Origin of the sequence: Micromonospora sp. NPDC051925 (genome assembly GCF_044548625.1) — a bacterium.
Classification (GTDB): domain Bacteria; phylum Actinomycetota; class Actinomycetes; order Mycobacteriales; family Micromonosporaceae; genus Micromonospora.
Map to the genome: position 1 here is coordinate 430,405 of NZ_JBIUCH010000001.1, position 20,472 is coordinate 450,876.

General features: G+C 72.3%; 20 protein-coding genes. 9 read left to right on the forward strand and 11 right to left on the reverse strand.

What is annotated here, in order from left to right:
• Positions 1-42: 42 nt before the first annotated feature.
• On the forward strand, positions 43-804 hold the full coding sequence (locus ACIG87_RS01910) for an ankyrin repeat domain-containing protein (protein WP_396847232.1): 762 nt from the start codon (positions 43-45) through the stop codon (positions 802-804).
• A gap of 126 nt (positions 805-930) precedes the next feature.
• Here ACIG87_RS01910 and ACIG87_RS01915 read toward each other — a convergent pair whose 3' ends face one another.
• Together ACIG87_RS01915 and ACIG87_RS01920 are read right to left on the reverse strand one after the other, a co-directional pair.
• The gene (locus tag ACIG87_RS01915; protein ID WP_396847234.1) at positions 931-1,545 is read right to left on the reverse strand and encodes a dihydrofolate reductase family protein; all 615 of its coding nucleotides are present in this window, start codon (positions 1,543-1,545) and stop codon (positions 931-933) included.
• Positions 1,546-1,764: 219 nt separating this feature from the next.
• Positions 1,765-2,682, reverse strand: a complete 918-nt coding sequence (locus ACIG87_RS01920) for an SDR family NAD(P)-dependent oxidoreductase (protein ID WP_396847235.1) — start codon at positions 2,680-2,682, stop codon at positions 1,765-1,767.
• Between the two features lie 83 nt (positions 2,683-2,765).
• On the opposite strand from ACIG87_RS01920, the gene ACIG87_RS01925 reads away from it, so the two are divergent.
• The 4 genes from ACIG87_RS01925 to ACIG87_RS01940 all read left to right on the forward strand — a co-directional run bounded on the left by ACIG87_RS01925 (position 2,766) and on the right by ACIG87_RS01940 (position 5,567).
• Positions 2,766-3,314 (forward strand): TetR/AcrR family transcriptional regulator, encoded by a 549-nt coding sequence (locus tag ACIG87_RS01925; protein WP_396847236.1) that lies wholly within the window; start codon positions 2,766-2,768, stop codon positions 3,312-3,314.
• 209 nt (positions 3,315-3,523) lie between these two features.
• Positions 3,524-4,165 (forward strand): hypothetical protein, encoded by a 642-nt coding sequence (locus ACIG87_RS01930; RefSeq protein WP_396847238.1) that lies wholly within the window; start codon positions 3,524-3,526, stop codon positions 4,163-4,165.
• 120 nt (positions 4,166-4,285) lie between these two features.
• Positions 4,286-4,798, forward strand: a complete 513-nt coding sequence (locus ACIG87_RS01935; protein ID WP_396847240.1) for a SigE family RNA polymerase sigma factor — start codon at positions 4,286-4,288, stop codon at positions 4,796-4,798.
• The gene (locus ACIG87_RS01940) at positions 4,788-5,567 is read left to right on the forward strand and encodes a hypothetical protein (protein ID WP_396847242.1); all 780 of its coding nucleotides are present in this window, start codon (positions 4,788-4,790) and stop codon (positions 5,565-5,567) included. The genes ACIG87_RS01935 and ACIG87_RS01940 overlap by 11 nt, the downstream gene beginning before the upstream one ends.
• A 34-nt stretch (positions 5,568-5,601) precedes the next feature.
• On the opposite strand, the gene ACIG87_RS01945 is transcribed toward ACIG87_RS01940, so the two are convergent.
• Positions 5,602-6,132: an adenylate kinase gene (locus ACIG87_RS01945; protein WP_396847244.1), complete on the reverse strand. Its 531-nt coding sequence runs from the start codon at positions 6,130-6,132 to the stop codon at positions 5,602-5,604.
• A gap of 239 nt (positions 6,133-6,371) precedes the next feature.
• Here ACIG87_RS01945 and ACIG87_RS01950 point away from each other — a divergent pair, with 239 nt between their 5' ends.
• Genes ACIG87_RS01950 through ACIG87_RS01960 form a run of 3 tightly spaced genes read left to right on the forward strand, consistent with a single transcriptional unit; the run spans position 6,372 to position 9,993 of the window.
• Entirely contained in the window at positions 6,372-8,051 is a 1,680-nt protein-coding gene (locus ACIG87_RS01950; protein ID WP_396847245.1) for an extracellular solute-binding protein, read from the forward strand.
• Entirely contained in the window at positions 8,048-9,073 is a 1,026-nt protein-coding gene (locus ACIG87_RS01955; protein WP_396847247.1) for an ABC transporter permease, read from the forward strand. The genes ACIG87_RS01950 and ACIG87_RS01955 overlap by 4 nt, the downstream gene beginning before the upstream one ends.
• Complete coding sequence (locus ACIG87_RS01960; RefSeq protein ID WP_396847249.1) at positions 9,070-9,993, forward strand: carbohydrate ABC transporter permease; 924 nt, start codon at positions 9,070-9,072, stop codon at positions 9,991-9,993. Before ACIG87_RS01955 ends, ACIG87_RS01960 begins: the two co-directional genes overlap by 4 nt.
• Before the next feature lie 69 nt (positions 9,994-10,062).
• Here ACIG87_RS01960 and ACIG87_RS01965 read toward each other — a convergent pair whose 3' ends face one another.
• A complete protein-coding gene (locus ACIG87_RS01965; protein ID WP_396847251.1) occupies positions 10,063-11,661 on the reverse strand; it encodes an esterase/lipase family protein in 1,599 nt (532 codons plus the stop codon).
• 312 nt (positions 11,662-11,973) lie between these two features.
• Between ACIG87_RS01965 and ACIG87_RS01970 the strand changes: the two genes are divergently transcribed.
• Positions 11,974-12,540, forward strand: a complete 567-nt coding sequence (locus tag ACIG87_RS01970; protein WP_396847253.1) for a hypothetical protein — start codon at positions 11,974-11,976, stop codon at positions 12,538-12,540.
• Between the two features lie 69 nt (positions 12,541-12,609).
• On the opposite strand, the gene ACIG87_RS01975 is transcribed toward ACIG87_RS01970, so the two are convergent.
• From ACIG87_RS01975 to ACIG87_RS02005, 7 genes are read right to left on the reverse strand one after another with little or no spacing between them, the layout of a single operon-like run.
• Positions 12,610-13,755, reverse strand: a complete 1,146-nt coding sequence (locus tag ACIG87_RS01975) for an MsnO8 family LLM class oxidoreductase (protein ID WP_396847254.1) — start codon at positions 13,753-13,755, stop codon at positions 12,610-12,612.
• A gap of 17 nt (positions 13,756-13,772) precedes the next feature.
• On the reverse strand, positions 13,773-14,840 hold the full coding sequence (locus ACIG87_RS01980; protein WP_396847256.1) for an LLM class flavin-dependent oxidoreductase: 1,068 nt from the start codon (positions 14,838-14,840) through the stop codon (positions 13,773-13,775).
• The gene (locus tag ACIG87_RS01985; RefSeq protein ID WP_396847257.1) at positions 14,837-15,352 is read right to left on the reverse strand and encodes a GNAT family N-acetyltransferase; all 516 of its coding nucleotides are present in this window, start codon (positions 15,350-15,352) and stop codon (positions 14,837-14,839) included. Before ACIG87_RS01985 ends, ACIG87_RS01980 begins: the two co-directional genes overlap by 4 nt.
• A complete protein-coding gene (locus tag ACIG87_RS01990; RefSeq protein ID WP_396847259.1) occupies positions 15,349-16,704 on the reverse strand; it encodes an NtaA/DmoA family FMN-dependent monooxygenase in 1,356 nt (451 codons plus the stop codon). The genes ACIG87_RS01985 and ACIG87_RS01990 overlap by 4 nt, the downstream gene beginning before the upstream one ends.
• A 15-nt stretch (positions 16,705-16,719) precedes the next feature.
• On the reverse strand, positions 16,720-17,928 hold the full coding sequence (locus ACIG87_RS01995; protein WP_396847261.1) for an LLM class flavin-dependent oxidoreductase: 1,209 nt from the start codon (positions 17,926-17,928) through the stop codon (positions 16,720-16,722).
• A 16-nt stretch (positions 17,929-17,944) separates the two neighbouring features.
• On the reverse strand, positions 17,945-19,579 hold the full coding sequence (locus tag ACIG87_RS02000; RefSeq protein ID WP_396847262.1) for a dipeptide ABC transporter ATP-binding protein: 1,635 nt from the start codon (positions 19,577-19,579) through the stop codon (positions 17,945-17,947).
• Positions 19,579-20,472, reverse strand: coding sequence for an ABC transporter permease (locus ACIG87_RS02005; RefSeq protein ID WP_396847264.1), 894 nt, complete (start codon positions 20,470-20,472; stop codon positions 19,579-19,581). Before ACIG87_RS02005 ends, ACIG87_RS02000 begins: the two co-directional genes overlap by 1 nt.

Sequence of the window (20,472 nt, forward strand, 5' to 3'; positions counted from 1 at the left end):
AGCGCGCCGCCGGCTCCGGTGGACGAGCGGTAGGGTGCGGGGATGACGGGCGACGGTGCGCTGCTCGCGGTCGATGATCCGCTGGCGGTCGCGGCGACCAGGGCGATCCGCAGCGGTGACCTCACGACGCTGCGGCAGCTGCTCGCCGCGCACCCTGGGCTGGCCACCGCGCGTATCGGCGACCACGACGACGGGGCCGACGGGGCAACGTCACGCACCCTGCTGCACGTGGCGACCGACTGGCCGGGCCGGTTCCCGCAGGGTGCCGCCACGGTGGCAGCCCTGGTCGCCGCCGGTGCCGACGTCGACGCCCGGTTCGCCGGCCCGCACCAGGAAACCCCGCTGCACTGGGCTGCCAGCTGCGACGACGTGGACGTCCTCGACGCGCTGCTGGACGCCGGTGCCGACATCGAGGCCCCCGGCGGCGTGATCGCCGGCGGCACGCCACTGGCCGACGCGCGGGCCTTCGCGCAGTGGCGGGCCGCGCACCGTCTCGTCGAGCGGGGAGCGCGAACCACGCTCACCGATGCGGCCACGCTCGGCCTGCTCGACCGGGTGGAACAGGCATTCGCCGCCGTCGACCCGCCGCCGTCGGACGAGATCGACGCGGCGTTCTGGGGTGCCTGCCACGGTGGCCGGCAGCCCTGCGCCGCGTACCTGTTGGCGCGGGGCGCGCAGCTCAACTGGGTACCGCCGTGGGAGCACCTCACCGCCCTGGACGCGGCCACCCGACGCGGCGCCACCGGGCTGGTCGCCTGGTTGCGGGCGCGTGGCGGCTGCACCGCCGCCGAACTGGACCGGTGATCCGGGTCAACCGGTCGGGCGGGACGGCGCACTGCCAGCATCCCCTCCCGCCCCCCGTGCGGACCGACCGACCGGCCGTGGACTACCGCGCCGCAGGATCCGGACGGCCGAGGCGGCCCCGGCCGGCTACTTTCCTGCGGGCACCTGCTCCTTGACCTCGTCGTAGCCGACCGGGGCGGGTGCACCGGTCGGCGCGTAGATCACCCGGATCACCCCGGTCGGGAACACCTCCGTCGCGGTCACCCGCAGGTGGTACGGCGCGTCACCGTCGTCGAAGAGCCGGCGGCCCTTGCGCGCCGCCACCGGGTGGACCAGCAGGCGCAGCTCGTCAACCAGCCCGGCGGCGAGCAGCTGCTGCACCACGGAGATCGACCCGGGGATAAGGATGCCGCTGACGTCGGTGTCGGCTCTGAGAGCGGTGACGGCGTCGAGGAGATCGCCCTCGATCAGCTCGGAGTTGCGCCAGGAGAACTCCCGCGGCTGCCGTGAGACGACCACCTTGCGTAGGTCGCCGAGCTGCTTGGCGAAGGACGCGTCGTCCCCACCCTCGGCCTCCCGGCCGGGCCACGCCCCGGCGAAGCTGTCGTAGGTCTCCCGGCCGATGAGCAGCACGTCGGCGGTGTCGTAGTCCTCGGTGACGGCGCGGCCCATGTTCTCGTCGAAGTAGGGAAAGTGCCAGTCGGGGTCGATCTCGGCCACGCCGTCGGCCGAGATGAACAGCGTGGAGATGACCTTTGCCATCGGGAAGGCCCCTTCGAGTCGGATGGTGTCGGTGGGCGGACCGTCACAGCATCCCAGAGCTCCTCGACCGCCACCCGCCCATCGACCGACCGCCACGCCCGGTCCACACTGCGCGCGGCCGGGTCGCCCCCGTCGGCCCCGCCACCCGGACGCCCCGCCACCCGGACCGCGCCCGCAGCCGGCGAGAGCACGGAGACGACGACGCGGCGAGAGCGGCTGTCAGGCGCGGTCGCCGTCCAGGTAGTGGACGCCGGTCGCCTGCTCGGACAGCCGCCAGACGCGCCCGGCCAGGGCGTGGTCGTCGGCGGGGGCGACGAGCGGGGCGGCGTGGATGCGGATGTCCCGGCGGCGGCTGGCCAGGCCGAGGAGGCGCCCCGGTTGCGCCTGTGGGCTCGTCGCGGCGAAGGCCAGCGGCAGCGCTCCCTGCTCCGCCGGGCGGCTGAGCAGCGCCTTGCCGATCGTCAGCACCGCCTTCTGCGCGAAGCCCCGGGCGCTGTCGTGCATCGGCGTGGAGGCCATACCCGGTTGCGCGAGGAAGCTGCGCACGGGGCTGCCCGCCCGACGCAGCCGGCGCTCCAGTTCGGTGCCGAAGAGCAGGTTGGCGGTCTTGGACTGCACGTAGGAGAGGCCCGGTGAGAACGAACGGTCCGCGGCGAGATCGGTGAAGTCGGTGCGGCGGCGGGCGAAGCGGTACAGGTTCGAGCCGACGACGACCACCCGTGGGTCGTGGTCGGGGCGGAACAGGTCCAGCAGCAGCCCGGTGAGCGCGAACGGGCCGAGTTGGTTGGTGGCGAAGACCAACTCGTACCCCTGTGGGGTCAGCACGCGCGACTGCGCTCCGACGCCCGCGTTGTTGAGCAGCACGTCGATGCGACGCCCGTCGGCGTGCATCCGGTCGGCGAAGCGCCGTACCGAGTCGAGGTCCGCCAGGTCGACCTGGCGGACCTCGAGGTCCCCCGACAACTCGGCCCGGACCCGCTCACCCTTGTCGGGGTCGCGGACAGCCATGATGACGCTCCCGCCACGGCGGGCGAGCTGTCCGGCGACCACGAGGCCGAGCCCACTGCTCGCCCCGGTGATCAGTGCCGTCCGACCGGTCTGGTCGGGGATGTCGTCGAAGGACCATGCCAGTGCCATGGCCACCACCTCTCGCTTTAAAGGATAAGTTATCCGTTCTGCAAGCCACGGTAGCACGACATCGGATGGTCTATCCTCTGAGCGTGACGCTGCGCGCCGACTCCGCCCGGGTACGGGCACGAATGCTGGACGCCGCCCGGACGCGTGTCGCCGCCGGAGACCTGGAGCTGCCCCTCAACGCCATCGCGCGGGATGCCGGCGTCGGTGTCGGCACGGTGTACCGGCACTTCAGCGGCCGGCAGGCGCTGCTGGAGACGCTGGCAACGGAGAGCTACCGCGAACTCGTCGACGCCGCCGCGACGGCCGCCGACGACCCGGACATCGCCGCCGGCCTGCGAACCCTGCTGCGCGCCGCGCTGCGCTGCCAGCTCGCCGATCCCGCGCTCGCCGCGGTCCTGTCGGTGCCCGACTTCCAGTGCGCCGAGACCCTGGCCCTGGGCCGCGAACTGAACACGCTGTCGATGCGGGTGCTTGATCGCGCCCGTACGGCCGGGGTGGTCCGTGCCGATCTCGTTGCCGACGACATCCGCCGGCTGACCTGCGGCCTGCAACACGCCATCCGCAGCGGTGCCGACGACGGCACCGAGGTCGACCGCTACCTGGAGATCCTGCTACGCGGTCTGCGACCCTAGCCTGCAGGTCGGGCCGATCCGAGCGCACGCGCCCGCCGCCCCGACTGCCACCGCCGGGCGCGGCGTGGGCCGGTGCCGAAAAGATCGTGGGTCGGAGCTGAAACCGGGCGACCGCTCCGGACGTCCCTGGGGTGAGTCGCCCCCGGCATCGACGACCGGCCGACGGCGACGGATCTGCCGACCACATCACCCACCTTGAGGAGCGGACAATGTCGACGAAGCGATGGCTCGCGGGTGCCGGGTTGCTGGCACTGACCGGTACGCTGGCGGCCTGCGGGGTGGACGCCCGGACCGGGGCCGCAGGCGCACCACCGGCCGCATCGGAGCAGGGTACGAAGGCCGTGGCGAACAGCGTCCCGGTGGGGCTGTCCGCGACGCCGCCGAAGACGAGTTCCGCCCCGAGAGGGCTGCCGGGCACCCGTCAGTACACGATGGTACGGGTCGGCGCGTTCGAGGGCGGCCTGTCGCTGACCGATTCCGGGCGGCTGGCCGAGGTCGACGACGACAGCGGCCGACAGCTGTTCGTGCCGACCCCGGTGGGCGGGCAGAAGAAGTACCTCATCAAGGCGTACTCCCGGACCAGCACCGGCCCGCTCTGCTGGCGGGTACACAACCCGGGCAACTCGCAGCCGTTGGTGGTGCAGGCCGCCACCTGCAAGGCCGACGACCCCCGCCAGCAGTTCGACATCTTCACTGCGGACAGCACGACGCCGTCCTACCTGATCAGCAACGCCGGGGCGTTCCTGCGGAACTCGGCGCGCTCCGGCCTGATCCTCGAGGAGTTGGGTGACGCGGAGCCGACGGACAGCTTCCGGTTCGTCGACAACGGACCCGCGCCCGCCAACCGGTGATTCGGGGCCGGGTCGTACGGGAACCGGGGTTCCCGTACGACCCGACCGGGCCGGTGCCGGTCCCCCGATCCGGATGAGGCATCATCTGATGCGACCGGGCGGGGTGGGAGAGCTTGATCAATGCGTGACACCGAGGAGTTCGACGCCTTCTACGCCTCGTCGTCCCAGCGGGTGCTGGGACAGGTGTACGCGATGATCGGCAGCCGCACCGAGGCCGAGGACGCGGTGGCCGAGGCCTACGCGCGGGCCTGGAGCCGATGGTCGACCGTACGGGATTGCGACAGCCCCGAGGCGTGGGTCCGCAAGGTCGCCTACCGGGTCTCGGTGAGCGCGTGGCGCAAGGCGACGAACCGGCTCCGGGCCCATCGCCGGGAGGCGGTCGGGCAGCAGGTCGATGCGGTCTCCGTCGACCACGTCGCGCTGGTCGCCGCGCTGCGGCGCATCCCCAGCGAGCAGCGCAGAGTTATCGTGCTGCACCATCTGGTCGGCCTCAGTGTGGCCGAGATCGCCGCGGAGACCCGGGCGAATCCGAACACCGTCAAGACACGGCTGGCCCGAGGACGCAGGGGCCTGGCCACCCAGCTGGCCGGTGACGGGTATCAGACGACGGGCGGGAGGAGCCATGGGGCCTGACGACACGCTCGACGAGGCTCTGCGGGGGTTGGCCGGGCACGCCCGGCAGACCGGTCGGCTCGCCGCCGTCGCCGAGGTCCGGCGGCGGGGCGACATCCGGCGTCGTCGCCGGCACGTCGCGACGGCCGCGCTGGGCGTCGTCCTGCTGGGCGCGCTGGGGGCCGGCGCCACCGTCGTCCAGCTCGGCAGGGCCCCACACGCCACCCTGCCCGCCGGCCCGAGCGAACCGACCCCCACCCCCTCGGCGACCGCCGAGAGCCCGGCGGTCGAACCGACCGGCACCACCCCCGGCGGAGCGCAGAGTTCGTCGCCCGTCGATCCGCTCCGGCTCGGGCAGCGCCAGTACGCCGTCATCCGGTCCTCGAGCGAGGAATCCGCGGTGTCCCTGCTCGACGACGGCAAGCTCGGTGAGGTCGACGGCGACGAGGGCCGCCGCCTGTTCGTGTTCGTGCCGCAGGAGTCCGGCGGTTACCTGATCCGTACCGCCGAGCCGGACGCCAAGGGTGACCGGGCCTGCTGGCAGGTCCGGTCGGCGGGCACCGCCTCCCTCACCATCGTGGCCGCCGCCTGTTCGCCGACGGAACCGAGACAGCTGTTCTCCATCGATGCGTACGACTCGAAGAGCGGCCAGCGGACCTACTCCATCAGCAACAACTCCGCGTTCCTCCAGTACTTCAGCCGGAGTGGACTGATCCTGGAGGAGCTCGGCGACGCGTCACTGACCACGGAGTTCCGATTCGTCGACAACGGACCCGCACCGCCCCAGTGACTGCGACCGGGGGTGCCGGCGGGCCCGCGCCCGCTCACCGCCGGGGCAGGGCGGCCACCCAGCGCTCCAGCTCCGCCGGGGAGCGGAACAGCAGCACCGGTGGCCCGGACGGGTCGGCCTGCCAGGCCCGCATCCGCCGCCGGGCCCGCCCGAACGCGCCGACGTGCCACAGCAGAATCGAGTCCCGGGACAGCACGCTGCCCAGTGACTCACGGTTGCCGTTGCAGATCTGCTCCCCCGTGGCCAGGCGGCCGACGGTGCGGCGCAACAGCCGCCCGAAGGAGCACCATCGCGGGTAGTCCAAGCCGACGACCAGGTCGGCGCGGGCCAGCGGGACGTCCCGCCACCCGTGGTAGGCCCCGTCGAGGATCCAGCGGTCGCCCCGGCAGATCTGCTCGATCCGGCTGCGCTGCTGGGCGACCGGCACCTCGACCCAGCCGGGCAGCCACAGCAGGTCGTCGACCGGATGCCAGGGCAGGCGCAGCCGGTCGGCCAGCACCGCCGCGAGAGTGGACTTGCCCGCGCCGTAGACCCCGTAGACCAGGATGCGGGACGGCACGCTCATCCCGGCAGCCTACGCAGCGGTGGGGCAACCGGCACGCGCCGCCCGGGGTCGCTGGTCGCCGGATCGTCGGGTACCACACCGCTCGGTGAACGGGGGGTGACGGGCGCTTCGACGCCACCGGGCATCGACCCCTCTTGTAGGAGCCTCCCACCGTCCATTAGTTTGTTTAACATCCAGACCAACTAGCATCACCCCAGACTGCGACTCCTCTCTACACAGCCCTTCTCGAAGGGGGACCGATGACACCCCAGAAACCCGGCTCGCAAGCCTCGCGCCGGCACTTCCTCGGCCTGGTCGGCCTCGGCACGGCCGCCGTCGCCGGCGGCCCGTTGCTCGCCGGTTGCAGCGAGAAGCCGACCAGCTCCGGCACCGCGCAAGACCTCGACAAGCTGTCCAACCTCGTGCCGACGCACAAGGATCTGGCCCAGGGCATCAAGCCGGACATCGTCGGCACCCGCCCGGTGCCCGACGGCTACATCAGCTACCCCGGCACGCTCGTCGACGCGATCACCGAGAAGCCGGGCACCAGCGGCAAGGAGATCACCGCGATGACCCCGGCGTGGGGCCCCGCGCCGCCCGGCGTCGCCCAGAGCGCCTACCTCCAGGCGGTGAACGCCGAGCTGGGCACGCCGGTCAACTTCACCATCCAGGACGGCAACACGTACGCCGACAAGCTCAACGCGATGCTCGGTGCCCGGGACGTCCCCGAGCTGCTGTGCGTGCCGAGCTGGGAGGTGGAGAAGATCCCGCGCTTCTCCGAGGCGATCAAGGTGCTCTTCGAGGACCTCACCGACCACCTCAAGGGCGACGCGGTCAACGCCTATCCGATGCTGGCCACCTTCCCGACCGGCGCCTGGCGCAAGGCCATCTGGAACGAACGGCTCGCGGCCATCCCCAACCCGACCGACAGCCCGTTCCCGTACATGCTGTTCACCCGCAAGGATCTGCTGGACGCCCGCGGCCTGGCCGTGCCGAAGTCGCTCGACGAGTTGCTGGCCGCCGCCAAGCAGGTCACCGACCCGGCGAAGAACGTGTGGGCGTTCAGCGACGTCTTCGCCATGATCCAGATGTACCACAAGACGCCCAGCTCCAAGGGCGGGTGGCGGCTCAAGTCCGACGGCACGCCCGAGTTCAAGTACGAGACTCCGGAGTACCGGGCGTCACTGGAGGTGATGGCCAAGGTCTACAAGGACGGCCTGGTCCACCCCGACCTCGTGGCCAGCCGGGGCGCCGACGCCAACCAGTTGTTCGCCAAGAACGGCGCCATCGTCTTCCACCAGGCCGGCACCGGCATCTGGCAGGGCTCCCAGGCCGAATACCAGAAGACCAACTCGAAGTTGAACATCCAGGCGGTGCCCCTGTTCTCGGCTACCGGTGGCGACCCACTGGCGTGGGGCGACGACGACCCGATCTCCTACACCTTCATCAAGAAGGGCGTCGGCAAGGAACGGGTCGAGGAACTGCTGCGGGTCATCAACTGGTGTTCCGCGCCGCTGGGCAGTCAGGAGGCCCAGCTGCGGGACTTCGGGGTCGCGGGCAAGCACCACACCCCGTCGCCGAACGGGCCGGTCAAGACCGAACTGGCGTTCAAGGAGATCGCGAACCAGTACTTCTTCATCAGCGGTCGCAACCCCACGGTCGGGCCGTTCCCGGACACCCCCAACTACGTACGGGACGCCCTGGCGTACTACAACGAGACGGTCAAGTTCCTGGAGAAGGACCCCTGGGACGGGCTCAAGCTCGAGATGCCGGCCACGTACAAGGCCAGCCAGGTGCCGCTGGAGGACAAGTTCACCGACGTGCTGCGCGGGCGTCGTCCGCTCACCGACGTGGACTCCATCGTGCAGGAGTGGAAGGCCAACGGGGGTGACGAGGCGAGGCAACTGCTCGCCAAGGCGCTGTCCGAGGCCGGGCGATGACTGTACGTCCGACCACCGTCGCGGCCGGGTCCTCACGGACCCGGCCCGGCGGGTCGACGCCACCGGGCGAGCGTCCCACCGTCCGTCGCCCCCGCGCCTCGCTACGGGCGCGGCTGCGCCGCGACTGGCAACTGTTGGCCATGGTGACGCCCGGCTTCCTGATCCTGCTGGTCTTCAGCTACGTGCCGATCCTCGGCAACGTCATCGCCTTCCAGGACTACAACCCCTACCTGGGTGACGACCCGCTGGAGGCGTTCCTGCAGAGCGAGTGGATCGGCTTCGGCCAGTTCCAGCTCCTGTTCGAGGACCCGGCGTTCTGGGACGCCTTCCGCAACACCCTGGCGATCACCACGTTCCAGCTCGTCTTCTTCTTCCCGCTGCCGATCCTGCTGGCGATCATGCTGCACAATCTGCTCTCCAGCCGGCTGCGCGGCTTCGTCCAGACCGTCGTGTACCTGCCGCACTTCTTCAGCTGGGTGCTGGTCGTCAGCTTCTTCGTCGCCATGCTCGGCGGCGCCGGCCTGCTGTCGCAGACCATGCGCGAGGCCGGTCTCCAGCCGTGGAACGTGATGACCAACCCCGACACGTTCATCGTCCTGGTCACCGCCGAAGCACTGTGGAAGGACGTCGGCTGGGGCACCATCGTGTTCCTGGCCGCGCTGTCCACCATCGACCAGAACCTCTACGAGGCCGCCGCCGCCGACGGCGCCGGCCGGTGGCGGCGACTGTGGCACATCACCCTGCCCGGTCTGCGCCCGGTGATCGTGCTGCTGCTCATCCTGCGGCTGGGCGACGCGCTCTCGGTCGGTTTCGAACAGTTCCTGCTGCAACGCGACGCCGTGGGCCGGCAGGCCTCCGAGGTGCTCGACACCTTCGTCTACCACTTCTCCATCGCCACCGGGAACTACGGCTACGGTGCCGCGGCCGGCCTGTTCAAGGCCGTGGTCGGGCTCTGCCTGATCCTCGCCGCCAACCGGGTCGCGCACATGCTCGGCGAACGAGGGATCTACTCAAAGTCATGACCGACACCGTCGTCCTGAAGCCCCGCCCGGGTCGCAACCGCCGACCGGTGTGGGAGGAGAAGCCGACCCCGGTCGGCCAGGGCCTCAAGGCCGTCCTGCTCACCGCGCTGGTGCTCAGCGTGCTGTTCCCGCTCTGGGTGATCCTGGTGACCAGCCTGTCGTCGCGGGAGACCCTCGCCGAGGCCGGCGGGATCGTCGTCATTCCCCGGGGGATCGACACCTCGGCCTACGAGACGATCTTCGCCGGTGGGGCGGTCACCCGGGCACTGTGGATCAGCACGCTGGTCACTGTCATCGGCACCGCGGTGGCACTCACCGTGACCGTCCTCGCCGCGTACGGCCTGTCCCGGCCCGGATCGCTGGGCTACCGCTGGCTGCTCGCGTACTTCCTGCTGCCTTTCCTGATCTACCCGCCGCTGGTGCCGAAGTACCTGGTGGTGACCGGTCTGGGGCTCAAGGACACCATCTGGGCGCTGATCCTGCCGCCCGCGATCAGCGTGTTCAACCTGGTCGTCGTGCGCGGCTTCTTCCAGGGCATCCCGTCCGAGCTGCTCGACAGCGCCCGCATCGACGGCGCCAGCGACTTCCGCGCCCTGACCCGTATCGTCCTGCCACTGGCCAGGGCGGTCATCGCCGTCGTCGGCCTGTTCTACGCGGTCAGCTACTGGAACGTCTGGTTCGACGCGCTGCTGTTCATCGACAGCAACGACAAGTACCCCATCCAGCGGGTGCTGCAGAGCTACCTGCTGGCCGGCCAGGCCCCGCATACCTCCGGCGGCGTCTCCGGGATCTCCATGCCACCGACCGAGGCGATCAAGATGGCCGTGGTCATCCTCACCGTCGCCCCCATCGTCGCCGTCTACCCGTTCATCCAGCGGCACTTCGTCAAGGGCGTGCTGATCGGCGCCGTGAAGGGCTGACCGGCCCGGACACCGGTCGGCGGTGACCTCGGGTCCGCGCGGCGGTGGCGGCACGGCCGGGCCGGGCGGTCAACGGGCCGGCAGACAGACCTTCCCGGTGAACGCCGGGTCGGGTTGCGGATTGTCCGCCCACGCGGGGTTGGCAGCGATCGGCAGCGGTGGCGCCTGCCAGGCGGCGCCGAGGCGCTGCAACCACGGATACTCGCCACGGTGCTGGCCGATCGGTTTGCCGAGAAGGAAGTCGACCAGCCGGTCCTGCACCTGCCGCTGGTCCAGCAGCCCGCCGTGCACGCCGGGTATCTGGAACACCGGAATCCGGGCGTACTCGCCGGGAGGCGCCTCGGCGGCCGTGGTGGTGGGCAGGAAGGCGACGATCCGGACGCCCGGCACGGGGCACATCAGCTGGTTGCGGTAGAACGGCGCGTCGTCGAGCAGGGAACGGATGAACGGCTCGTCCGGGCCGCCGCCGGCCCCGCCACCGATGTCGGCCAGCGCGAAGATGACCCGCAACTGCCACCCGGTGACCACGCCCCACCCCTGGTCCTGGTGTGGTGGTGGGTAGTAGGCCCGGCCGGCGTAGATCAACGGGCTGAACATGACGAGGGTGTCGACCGCCTGATCGCGACGCCGGGCGAGGTACGTGCGGGCCACCATCGCCCCCTCGCTCTCCCCGACAAGCGCCACCTTCCGCCCGGTACGCCGGTGCAGCCGGTCCACCTGCTGTTCGAGCAGCCGTACGCTGTCCGCCACCGATATCCTGGTGTCCTGCGCCTGATACGCCAGCGGCTTCCCGTCCGGGTCCAGTCCCCGGTAGGAGAACCGTTGCACCCGGGGGTCGGCCGGCTGCTCACCCCCGTACTCCGAGCCGTAGCCGGTGAGCACGATCACCGCGCGGGTGACCTCGGACGGCAGCGGCCGGTCGAGCACCGCCGTCTTGATCCACTGCTCGTTTCCCGGGACCAGATCCGTCACCGGCGGGATGACCAGCGGTACGGCGACCGCCAGCAGGGCCGCCAGCGGGGTCACCGGCACCCGGGCCCAGCGCACCCGCGACGACAGCAGCGCCGCCCGTACCGTCCGGTTCCACAGCAGCCCGTTGCACACCCCGGCCACGCCGGCCACCGGCACCGTCCACCAGCCGGGCACGCTCCAGCACAACGCCCCGGCCACCGTGAGCACCACGAAGTTCAGCAGCGACCAGCCGACCAGTGAGAGCGACGGCAGCCCTCGCCACCAGTGTCCCACCACGGCGGCCCGTTGCAGGAACGGCGCGAGCAGGAACATCGGGAGCAGGGACGCCAGCAGCACCCAGGACAGCGCCACCACCGACGCCGCCACCGAGATCGCCGCCCACGGCGCGACGAAGCCTCCGACCAGCACGGCGAGCCCGACGTTGCGCCGCAGCAGCCACCACACCGACGGCCGGCGCAACCCCTCCGGCCAGGCCAGCACCACCAGGAGGGTGGTGAACAGGCCACGGGTGACCAGCACGTAGCTCAGCCAGAGCAGGTACTCCCACCATGATCGGTGGTAGACGTAGAGCCACCGCAGGTCGTGGTACGTGTCGTACGGCCAGACGGCGGTGACCTGCGGGGCAATCCCCTTGGCGGCCACGAACCCCAGGAAGACCAGCACGGCCGCCTCGATCATCGGCGACAGGCTGGTCATCGCCAGCAGAGTGACGAACCTCCGATTCAAGATCACCCCCGTGGCCGCTACGTCCGTACGCGATTCCCCTCCTCGCAGGCTCCACCGGAACCGGCCCCCGCGCCGGCATATCCGGCACATTGCCCACCGGACGTCGTGGCACAGCGGGAAGACACCAGGGCATGCCGCTGCCCCGTACGAAACCGGCCCTGTCCCGATGTGCGGGCTCGGGAGGTTCGATCGCCGGCCCGTGGTGGGAGGACCCGCACGGGCACCACCTTGGCGCTGGTCAGGCTGGACGATCATGTCGGGGGTCGTGGTTAGCATCGTCCGGTGACGCTCACCCCTGACGATCTGGTCGGCTACGTCGTACGCGACCTCGACGCCGATCTCGCACGATGGTTCTCCGACCGGCCTGCCGTCACCGTCCCTGAGCAGACCCGACCGGTGACGTCGATCCTCGACCGCCTCCCGCCGACGGCCGCCACGGCGTTGGCGGCGTTCGACCACCGGGTACGGTCCGGGCGCATGCCGCAGTTCCTGGACGTGTACGACTGGTCCTACGGGTTCGACTTCGCCGGGAACGACTGCCGGATCCTGGACGCCGACTACCGGCCGACGCTCACCGACGACGACGTCTACTCGATCGGCGCCGACGGTGGTGGCAACCTCCACGTGGTGCTCGCCGACGGGCAGGTCGGCCTCTGGTTCCATGAAGAGGAGGTCGTCGAGGGCGGCACCCGCTTCGACCACCTCGACGTCTTCCTCTGGTCGGTGGTGCGCTACCACGCGGTGCGGGCGGGGAAGCTGGAGCGCACCGCGGTCGAGGCCGACCTCCGGTCGCTGGGCCAGGACGGCGCGCTGCGACCGGAGGTCGGGTTGCTCAGTTCGATGAAGTAGCGCGAGACGACACGCCCCCGTCGTCCCGCCTCGGCCGGCGTGCGGGAGCAGGCCGGCACCGGCCCCTCGTTATCGGGTGGCCGCGTCGCCGGACTGGGCCCACTCCTTCGCCAACAGCTGGTAGGACCGCACCCGGTCGGTGTGGTCGTGGGTGATCGTGGTGATCAGCAACTCGTCGGCGCCGGTGACGTCCCGCAGGGTGCGCAGCCGTGCGGCGACCGTCTCCGGCGCACCGACGAACTGGGTGGCGACCCGGTCGGCGACGAGTTGCCGGTCGGCGTCGGTCCAGGGCAGGGCGGCGGCCTGCTCGGGGCTGGGATACGGGATCGCGCCGTCACCGCTGCGGATGCTGCGCACCCACGGCCCGTACGGGGCGGCCAGCCGACGCGCCTCCTCGTCGGTGTCGGCGACGACCACGTCGGCGGAGACCACCAGGTACGGCTCGGCCAGCGCCGCCGAGGGCCGGAACGCGGCCCGGTAGGCGGTGACCGCGGCGAGCACCGAGGCGGGGCTGACGTGGTAGTTGGCGGCGAAGGGCAGGCCCAGCGCCCCGGCGAGCTGTGCGCTCTCCCCGCCGCTGCTGCCCAGCAGCCACACCTGCAGGTCCGCCCCTTCCCCCGGCACGGCGTGCGCGTCGAGGCCGTCGTCGTCCCGGTAGTCGCCGCGCAGCAGGGCGAGGATGTCGTCGAGCTGCCCGGCGAACGTGGGCGGTTGCGCACCGGCCTGGTGCAGCAGCGCGACACTGAGGGCGTACCGGGGTGCGCCGATGAGGTGGGCGAAGGAGTACGGGGCCGGGATCAGCAGTCCGTCGACCACCCGGGCCTCGGCCGGCGGTGGGGTGGGTACGGCGAGTTCCCGGGCGGCCTCGACGCGACGCTGACCGGACCGGCCGATACCGAGGTCGATGCGGCCCGGATGAAGGGCGGCGAGGGTGCCGAACTCCTCCACCACCGACAGGGCGGTGCGGTGGCCGACCTGCACCGCGCCGGAGCCGACCCGCAGCACGCTGGTGGCTGCGGCGACCTGCCCGATGAGCACGGCCGGGGCGGAACTCGCCACCCCGGCGGCCAGGTGGTGTTCGGCCAGCCAGTAGCGGCGGTAGCCGAACTGCTCGACCCGGCGGGCCAGGTCCACGGTGTGACGCAGGGCGTCGGTGACGGTGCCGCCGGCGGGCACCGGGGACAGATCGAGGACGGACAGCGCGGTCGGTGACATGGGTTCCCCGTTTCTGGTCAGAGCGACGCGGCGGCGGTCGCCGGCGGACGGAAGGGGCGGCTGGGGATCTCCCGGCGCAGCACCGGCGCCACCTCGGCCTGGAACAGCTCCAGGCTCTGCCGGTGCGACTTGTCGGTCAGCCCGTCGTGGTCGGCCTGGAGGTGGATCACCTCGTGGCCGAGCTGCTCGTGGTAGCGCAGCACCTTGTCGATGATCTGCTGCGGGCTGCCCACCAGCAGGGAGCTGCGGGCGACGGCGTCCTCGATGGTGGGGAAGACCGGTTCCACGCCGAGCCGGCGGAACGCGGCGAGCCGGGCCTCGAAGATCGGCCGGTACGTCTCGATCGCCTCCTGCGAGGTGCGGGCGGCGTGGAATCCGGCGGTGCCGGCGCCGACGAGGGCGTCGGCCGGATCATGGCCGTGGTGCACCCACCGCTGCCGGTAGTACCGGACCAGCTCGGCGTACGGCTCGACGGGGTTGGTGACGTTGGCGGAGAAGATCGGGTCGCCGTACCGGGCAGCCAGGTCTACCGACTCCCGGCTGGTGGCGCTGCCGTGCCAGACCCGGATGGGCTGTTGAAGCGGGCGGGGCCAGGTCTCGGCCTCGGTCAGCGCCGGCCGGTACCGGCCCGACCAGGTGACCTTGTCCTCCCGCCAGAGCCGGCGGAACAGCTCGTAGCCTTCCCGGTTGCGGTCCCACTGGTCCTCGGCGGTGACGTGGAACAGCTCAGCCTGGGCGGTGCCGTTGCCCTTGCCGATGATCAGTTCCAGCCGGCCGTCGGACAGGTGGTCGAGGGTGGCGTAGTCCTCGTAGGCCCGGACCGGGTCGAGCAGGCTCAGCGTGGTGACGGCGGTGAACAGCCGGATGGTGCGGGTCTTCGCCGCGATGTGGCTGAGCACCACCGGCGGCGCGGAGGAAATGAAGGGTCGTTCGTGGCGTTCGCCGACGCCGTAGCCGTCGAAGCCGAGTTCCTCGGCGAGCACGGCGGTGTCGACCACCTCCCGGAACCGTTCGGTGGTGCTCCGGCGTCGTCCGGTGACCGGGTCGGGCAGGTGGGTGATCAGGGTGATCAGCAGGAACTTCATGCCGGCACCGGGGCCTTTCGTCGCGGGGTGGAGCGCACCACCAGGGCGTAGCAGCGGGAGTAGGGCAACGCGTCGTAGGGCGGGAAGACCGGGACCGGCCGGTAGCCGGCCCGTTCGTAGCAGCGGACCGCGTCGGGTTGCCGGTCGCCGGTCTGGAGCACGATCCGGTCCGCGCCGAGTCGACCGGCCGCCTCCCGGGCGGCGTCCAGGAGTTGGTCGGCGATGCCGCGCCCCCGGTGGGCGGGCACCACGTACATCCGCTTGAGCTCCAGGTCGGGGCCGTGCCAGCGCAGCGCGGCGTGGCCGACGGGGGTGGCGTCGGCGGTGTAGGCCACCCCGGTCCAGGCCACCGAGCCCGGGGCGAGCACCCGGGCCGGGGGCAGGTGGATCGGGTCGTGCGGGCGGTCGGCGTAACGCTGGCGCAGCTCCCCGGTCATCGCCGTACGCAGGGCGACGGCGTCCGGGTCCTCCCAGCGCAGCCGGCAGACGGTGACCGGGGCCGGGCCGGTCATGCCGCGCCGACCCGGGTGACCGGGCGGGCGGGCCGCAGGCCGAGGTGCTCGCGCAGGGTGGTGCCGGTGTACTCGGCGCGGAACACGCCGCGTTCCTGCAGCAACGGGACGACCCGGTCGACGAACTCGTCGAGGCCGCCCGGTGTCAGGTGGGGCACCAGGATGAACCCGTCGGCGGCGTCGGACTGCACGAAGTCGTTCATCCGCTCGGCGACCCGCTGCGGGGTGCCGACGAAGGACTGCCGGCCGGTGACCTCGATGATCAGGTCGCGGATGCCGAGGCCCTTCTCCTGCGCCAGCGCCCGCCACTGCCGGGCGGTGCCGACCGGGTCCGGGTACATCCCGGCCCGCCCCCGGCTGATCGCGTCGGCGGAGACGTCGGGGTCGTCGGCGGGTAGCGGACCCTCCGGGTCGTACCCGGACAGGTCCCGGTTCCACAACTGTTCCAGCAGCAGGATCGCGGTCTGCGGGCTGACCTGTTGGCGGCGGATGTGGTGGGCGCGTTCCTGGGCCTCGGCGTCGGTGTCGCCGAGCACGAAGGTCGCCCCGGGGATGATCTTCAGGTCGTCGGGGGTGCGGCCGTACCGGGCCAGCCGGGCCTTCACGTCCCGGTAGAACTCCCGGCCGTCCTCCAGGGTGCCGTGCCGGGAGAAGACCGCGTCGGCGTTGGACGCGGCGAACTCCCGGCCGTCGGACGAGTCGCCGGCCTGCAGGATCACCGGGTGCAGCTGCGGACTGCGCGGCACGGTGAAGTGCCCGGCGATGTCGAACTGGTCGCCGTGGTGGGCGAAGACCCCGGGGTCGGCCTCGCTGACGTACCGGCCGCCGTCGCGGTCACCCACGATCGCGTCCGCCGGCCACGACTCCCACAACCGCCGGGCGGTACGGACGAACTCGGCGGCCCGCTCGTAGCGCAGCGAGCGGTCGAGGTAGCCGCCCCGGCGGAAGTTCTCCCCGGTGAACGCGTCGGAGGTGGTCACCACGTTCCAGGCGGCCCGCCCGCCGGAGAGGTGGTCCAGGCTGGCCAACTGCCGAGCCAGCTCGTACGGCTCCCGGAAGGTGGTGTTCAGGGTGCCCGCCAGCCCCAGGTGGGTGGTGACGGCGGCGAGCGCGGCCAGCACGGTGAGGGTGTCCGGCCGGCCGACCACGTCCAGGTCGTGGATCCGGCCGAGCTGTTCCCGCAGGCGCAGCCCCTCGGCGAGGAAGAAGAAGTCGAACCTGCCGCGCTCGGCGGTGCGGGCCAGGTGGACGAAGGAGGCGAAGTCGATGTGGCTGCCGGAGGCCGGGTCGCTCCAGACCGTGGTGTTGTTCACGCCGGGGAAGTGCGCGGCGAGGATGATCTGCTTGGGCATTGGTGCCTCCTGGGGTCAGTCGGTGCCCGCGACGGCGTACCGGTTGGCCGGTCGGGGCAGGCCGAGCAGGTCGCGCAGCGTCCCGCCGGGGTAGCCGGCGCGGAACAGCCCCCGGTCCCGCAGTGCGGGCACCACCGCCCGGGTGATGGTGGTGAGGTCGTCGGGCAGCACGGCGGGGCGCAGCCGGAAGCCGTCCACCCCGGTTCGGTGCCACTCGGCGAGCAGGTCGGCGAGTTGCCCCGGGCTGCCGGTGAAGCTGGCGGCATCCGAGTGGAACTCCGCGCCGTGCAGCTCGTCCAGCCGGGCCCACCGCCGTCGGGCCAGCGACGGATCGTCGTCGAGCAGCACCACCAGGTCGGCGAGAATCCGCAGCGGCGGGCCGGGCCGACCGACGGTCTCCTCCGCCGCCCGCACCTCGGCGACGACGGCCTCGGCGTGCCCGACGTCGGTGGGGGTGACGAAGACGACGTCGGCGTGCCGGGCGGCGAACGCGTACGGCACCGTCGAGTGGGCCAGCGCGGCGACCACCGGCTGCCCCTGCGGCGGCCGGGGCACGATCGACGGTCCCTTGACGGAGAACCACCGGCCGGTGAAGTCGGTGTAGTGCAGCCGGTCCCGGTCGACGAACCGGCCGGTCCGGGCGTCCCGGATCTCCGCGTCGTCCTGCCAGCTGTCCCAGAGCCGACGGACCACCTCGACGGCATCGGCGGCCTCGGCGAACAGGTCGCCGATGAGCCGTACGGCCTGCGGTTCGTCCCGCCGGGTCGGGTCCGGCGGCGGGAGGTTCCGGCGGCCGAAGTGACCGGACTCGGCGCGGCGGGCGGAGACCCGGGGCTGCCATCCGGCCCGGCCGCCGGTGACGTGGTCGAGGGTGGCCACCGCGGTGGAGACGTGAAACGGTTCGGTGTGGGTGACGCTGGTGGTCGGGACCAGCCCGATGTGCCGGGTCAGCGGGGCGATCCGGGCGGCGACCAGCAGCGCGTCGAGCCGGCCCCGGACCTGGTCGACCCGGCCGTCCGGCCCGTCCGGCAGGGACGACTGGAGGTCCAGGGAGTCCTCGATGGTGACCAGGTCCAGCGCACCGCGCTCGGCCTGCCCGACCAGGGCGGCCCACCACCGGGGGAACAGCGGCGCGGCCGGATCGGCGTGGGACAGCCGCCAGGCGGCGGGGTGCCAGCCGAGACCGTCGAAGGCTGCGGCGAGGTGCAGGGTGGGATCGGGCATGGGCTTCCTCCTACGGTCAGCCGGCGGTGACGAGCGTGGGCAGCGCGTCGAGCAGGGCCCGGGTGTGGTCGTGCCGGGGGTATCTGAAGACGTCGCCGACCGGGCCCTGCTCGACCACCTCCCCGTCGTGCAGGACCAGCACCCGGTCGGCGAGGTGGTGCACCACGCCCAGGTCATGGGAGATGAACAGCAGGGCGGTGCCGTCGGCGGCGCGCAGCTCGGCCAGCAGGTCGAGAACCTGGGCCTGGACGGACACGTCGAGGGCGGAGACCGGCTCGTCGCAGATGATCAGGCTGGGCCGGGGGGCGATGGCGCGGGCGATGGCGACGCGCTGTCGTTGCCCGCCGGAGAGTGCCCGGGGGTGCCGCTCGAGCAGGTCCGGGCCGAGGCCGACCCGGCGCAGCAGGGCGACCACCCGGTCTGTCCGGTCCGGACCGGGGTCGAGGTTCTCGGCGACGAGCCGGCCGACGGTGTACCGGGGGTCGAAGGAGCCCAGCGGATCCTGGGAGATCAGTTGCAACCGGCGACGCAGCGGTCGGCGGGCCCGCTCCGGCACGCCGGACCACGGGGTGGACTCGAAGGTGACCGTGCCGGCGTCGGCGACGAGCAGGCCGGCGACGAGCCGGGCGAGCGTGCTCTTGCCGGAGCCGGATTCACCCACCAGCCCCAGCGTCTCGCCCCGGGCCACGGTGAACGAGACGTCCCGCACGACGGTGTGCCGGCCGTACCGTCTGGTCAGCCCGACCGCGTCGAGCACGGTGTCGTCGGTTCGCACGGCGGGCCGCACCGGCAGCGGGGTGCGTGCCAGCACGGGCACCCCGCAGCCCTCCCTGACCTGGGCCGGATCGCTGAGCCGACGTCCCCGCGACGAGGCCGACGGCACCGCGGCGAGCAGCTGCCGGGTGTACGGGTGGCGCGGGGCCCGCAGCAGCCGGCCGGTCGGGCCGTGCTCGACGATCCGGCCGTCCCGCATCACCAGGACCCGGTCGGCGACCTGGGCGACCACCGCCAGGTCGTGGCTGATCAGCAGCAGACCGAGCCCGGTTGCCCGCCGCTCGGCGAGCAGCCGCAGGATCTGCGCCTGCACGGTGACGTCCAGCGCGGTGGTCGGCTCGTCGGCGATGAGCAGGGCGGGCTCCCCGGCGATCGCCGAGGCGATCAGCGCCCGCTGCCGCAGCCCGCCGGAGAGCTGGTGCGGGTACTGCCGGGCCCGACGTTCGGGCTCGGGCACGTGCACCTGGTCGAGCAGGTGGACGACCCGGCCGACGCGTTCCCGCCGGCCGACGATGTCGTGGGCGGCGAGCACCTCGCCGATCTCGGCACCGACGGTGCGCAGTGGGTCGAGGGAGACCAGCGCGTCCTGCACGACCAGCCCGGCGAGCCGGCCCCGCACCCGCCGCCAGTCCTGCGGCCGATGGCGGCGGACGTCCCGACCGGCGAGGTCGAGCCGGCCGGCCCGGACCCGGGCGTCGGGGCCGGCGAGGCCGACCAGGGTACGGGCGGTGACGCTCTTGCCCGAGCCGGACTCCCCCACGACGGCGACACACTCGCCGGCCTCCACGGTGAAGCTGATGCCGCGTACCGCGTCCACCGCACCGGTCGGGGTGTCGAAGGTGACGTGCAGGTCCTCGACGGCGAGCAGCGCGGCCATCAGCGTTGCCGCCCGTCGAATCGGGCCTGCCAGTGCCGTCCGGCGACGGTCAACGCCACCACCGTCGCGGTGACCGCCGCACCAGGTAAGACGGTGATCCACCAGGCCACCTGGAGGTAGTTGCGTCCCTCGGAGAGCATCGCGCCCCACTCGGGTGACGGTGGCTGTGGACCGAGGCCGAGGAAGCTGAGCCCGGCGGCGGCCAGGATCGCCTCGCCGAGCCCGATCACGGCGAGCACCGGGATCGGGCCGATCACGTTGGGCAGCACGTGCCGCAGCACCAGACGCGGCCGGGACAGGCCGAAGCTGACCGCCTGTTCGACGTACCCGGCCCGGCGGACCAGCAGGGTCTGTCCCCGTACCACCCGGGCGTGGTGTGGGAGGGTGGCGATGCCGATGGCGACGATCAGGCTGACCGTGCCGGGCCCGGTGATCGTGATGAACAGCAGCGCCAGCAGCAGCAACGGGAACGCCGACAAGGCGTCGAAGGACCTGCTGAGCGCCTCGTCGGCGAACCGGTGGGCCAGCCCGGCGAGCAGTCCGAGCAGCACCCCGCCGACGACCGCGATCGCGGTCGCGGCGAGGCCGATGGTCAACGAGTGCCCGGCACCGTGTACCACCCGGGTCCAGACGTCGCGGCCCAGCTGGTCGGTGCCGAGCCAGTGCACCGCGTCGGGTGGGGCGAGCACGGCCCGCGGGTCGGCGGCGAGCGGGTCACCGGGGGCCAGCAGGGCCGGAAAGGCCGCCGCGACGACCAGCAGGATCAGGTACGTCCCGGCGGCGAGCAGTGCCGGTCGCGGCCGGACCCGCCGCCGACGGGCCGCGGCGGGCGGGTCCGCGACGAGCGGGACCGCCGCGACGGCGGTGGGCGTGGGGCCCAGGGTGACGGTCAT

Excerpts from the sequence above, each read along its gene's own strand:
- ACIG87_RS01920 (WP_396847235.1), bottom strand. The coding sequence starts at position 2,682 with ATGGCACTGGCATGGTCCTTCGACGACATCCCCGACCAGACCGGTCGG.
- ACIG87_RS02005 (WP_396847264.1), bottom strand. The coding sequence starts at position 20,472 with ATGACCGTCACCCTGGGCCCCACGCCCACCGCCGTCGCGGCGGTCCCG.
- ACIG87_RS02000 (WP_396847262.1), bottom strand. The coding sequence starts at position 19,579 with ATGGCCGCGCTGCTCGCCGTCGAGGACCTGCACGTCACCTTCGACACC.
- ACIG87_RS01995 (WP_396847261.1), bottom strand. The coding sequence starts at position 17,928 with ATGCCCGATCCCACCCTGCACCTCGCCGCAGCCTTCGACGGTCTCGGC.
- ACIG87_RS01915 (WP_396847234.1), bottom strand. The coding sequence starts at position 1,545 with ATGGCAAAGGTCATCTCCACGCTGTTCATCTCGGCCGACGGCGTGGCC.
- ACIG87_RS01955 (WP_396847247.1), top strand. The coding sequence starts at position 8,048 with ATGACTGTACGTCCGACCACCGTCGCGGCCGGGTCCTCACGGACCCGG.
- ACIG87_RS01990 (WP_396847259.1), bottom strand. The coding sequence starts at position 16,704 with ATGCCCAAGCAGATCATCCTCGCCGCGCACTTCCCCGGCGTGAACAAC.
- ACIG87_RS01960 (WP_396847249.1), top strand. The coding sequence starts at position 9,070 with ATGACCGACACCGTCGTCCTGAAGCCCCGCCCGGGTCGCAACCGCCGA.
- ACIG87_RS01985 (WP_396847257.1), bottom strand. The coding sequence starts at position 15,352 with ATGACCGGCCCGGCCCCGGTCACCGTCTGCCGGCTGCGCTGGGAGGAC.
- ACIG87_RS01980 (WP_396847256.1), bottom strand. The coding sequence starts at position 14,840 with ATGAAGTTCCTGCTGATCACCCTGATCACCCACCTGCCCGACCCGGTC.
- ACIG87_RS01910 (WP_396847232.1), top strand. The coding sequence starts at position 43 with ATGACGGGCGACGGTGCGCTGCTCGCGGTCGATGATCCGCTGGCGGTC.
- ACIG87_RS01965 (WP_396847251.1), bottom strand. The coding sequence starts at position 11,661 with ATGACCAGCCTGTCGCCGATGATCGAGGCGGCCGTGCTGGTCTTCCTG.
- ACIG87_RS01930 (WP_396847238.1), top strand. The coding sequence starts at position 3,524 with ATGTCGACGAAGCGATGGCTCGCGGGTGCCGGGTTGCTGGCACTGACC.
- ACIG87_RS01935 (WP_396847240.1), top strand. The coding sequence starts at position 4,286 with ATGCGTGACACCGAGGAGTTCGACGCCTTCTACGCCTCGTCGTCCCAG.
- ACIG87_RS01950 (WP_396847245.1), top strand. The coding sequence starts at position 6,372 with ATGACACCCCAGAAACCCGGCTCGCAAGCCTCGCGCCGGCACTTCCTC.
- ACIG87_RS01975 (WP_396847254.1), bottom strand. The coding sequence starts at position 13,755 with ATGTCACCGACCGCGCTGTCCGTCCTCGATCTGTCCCCGGTGCCCGCC.
- ACIG87_RS01940 (WP_396847242.1), top strand. The coding sequence starts at position 4,788 with ATGGGGCCTGACGACACGCTCGACGAGGCTCTGCGGGGGTTGGCCGGG.
- ACIG87_RS01945 (WP_396847244.1), bottom strand. The coding sequence starts at position 6,132 with ATGAGCGTGCCGTCCCGCATCCTGGTCTACGGGGTCTACGGCGCGGGC.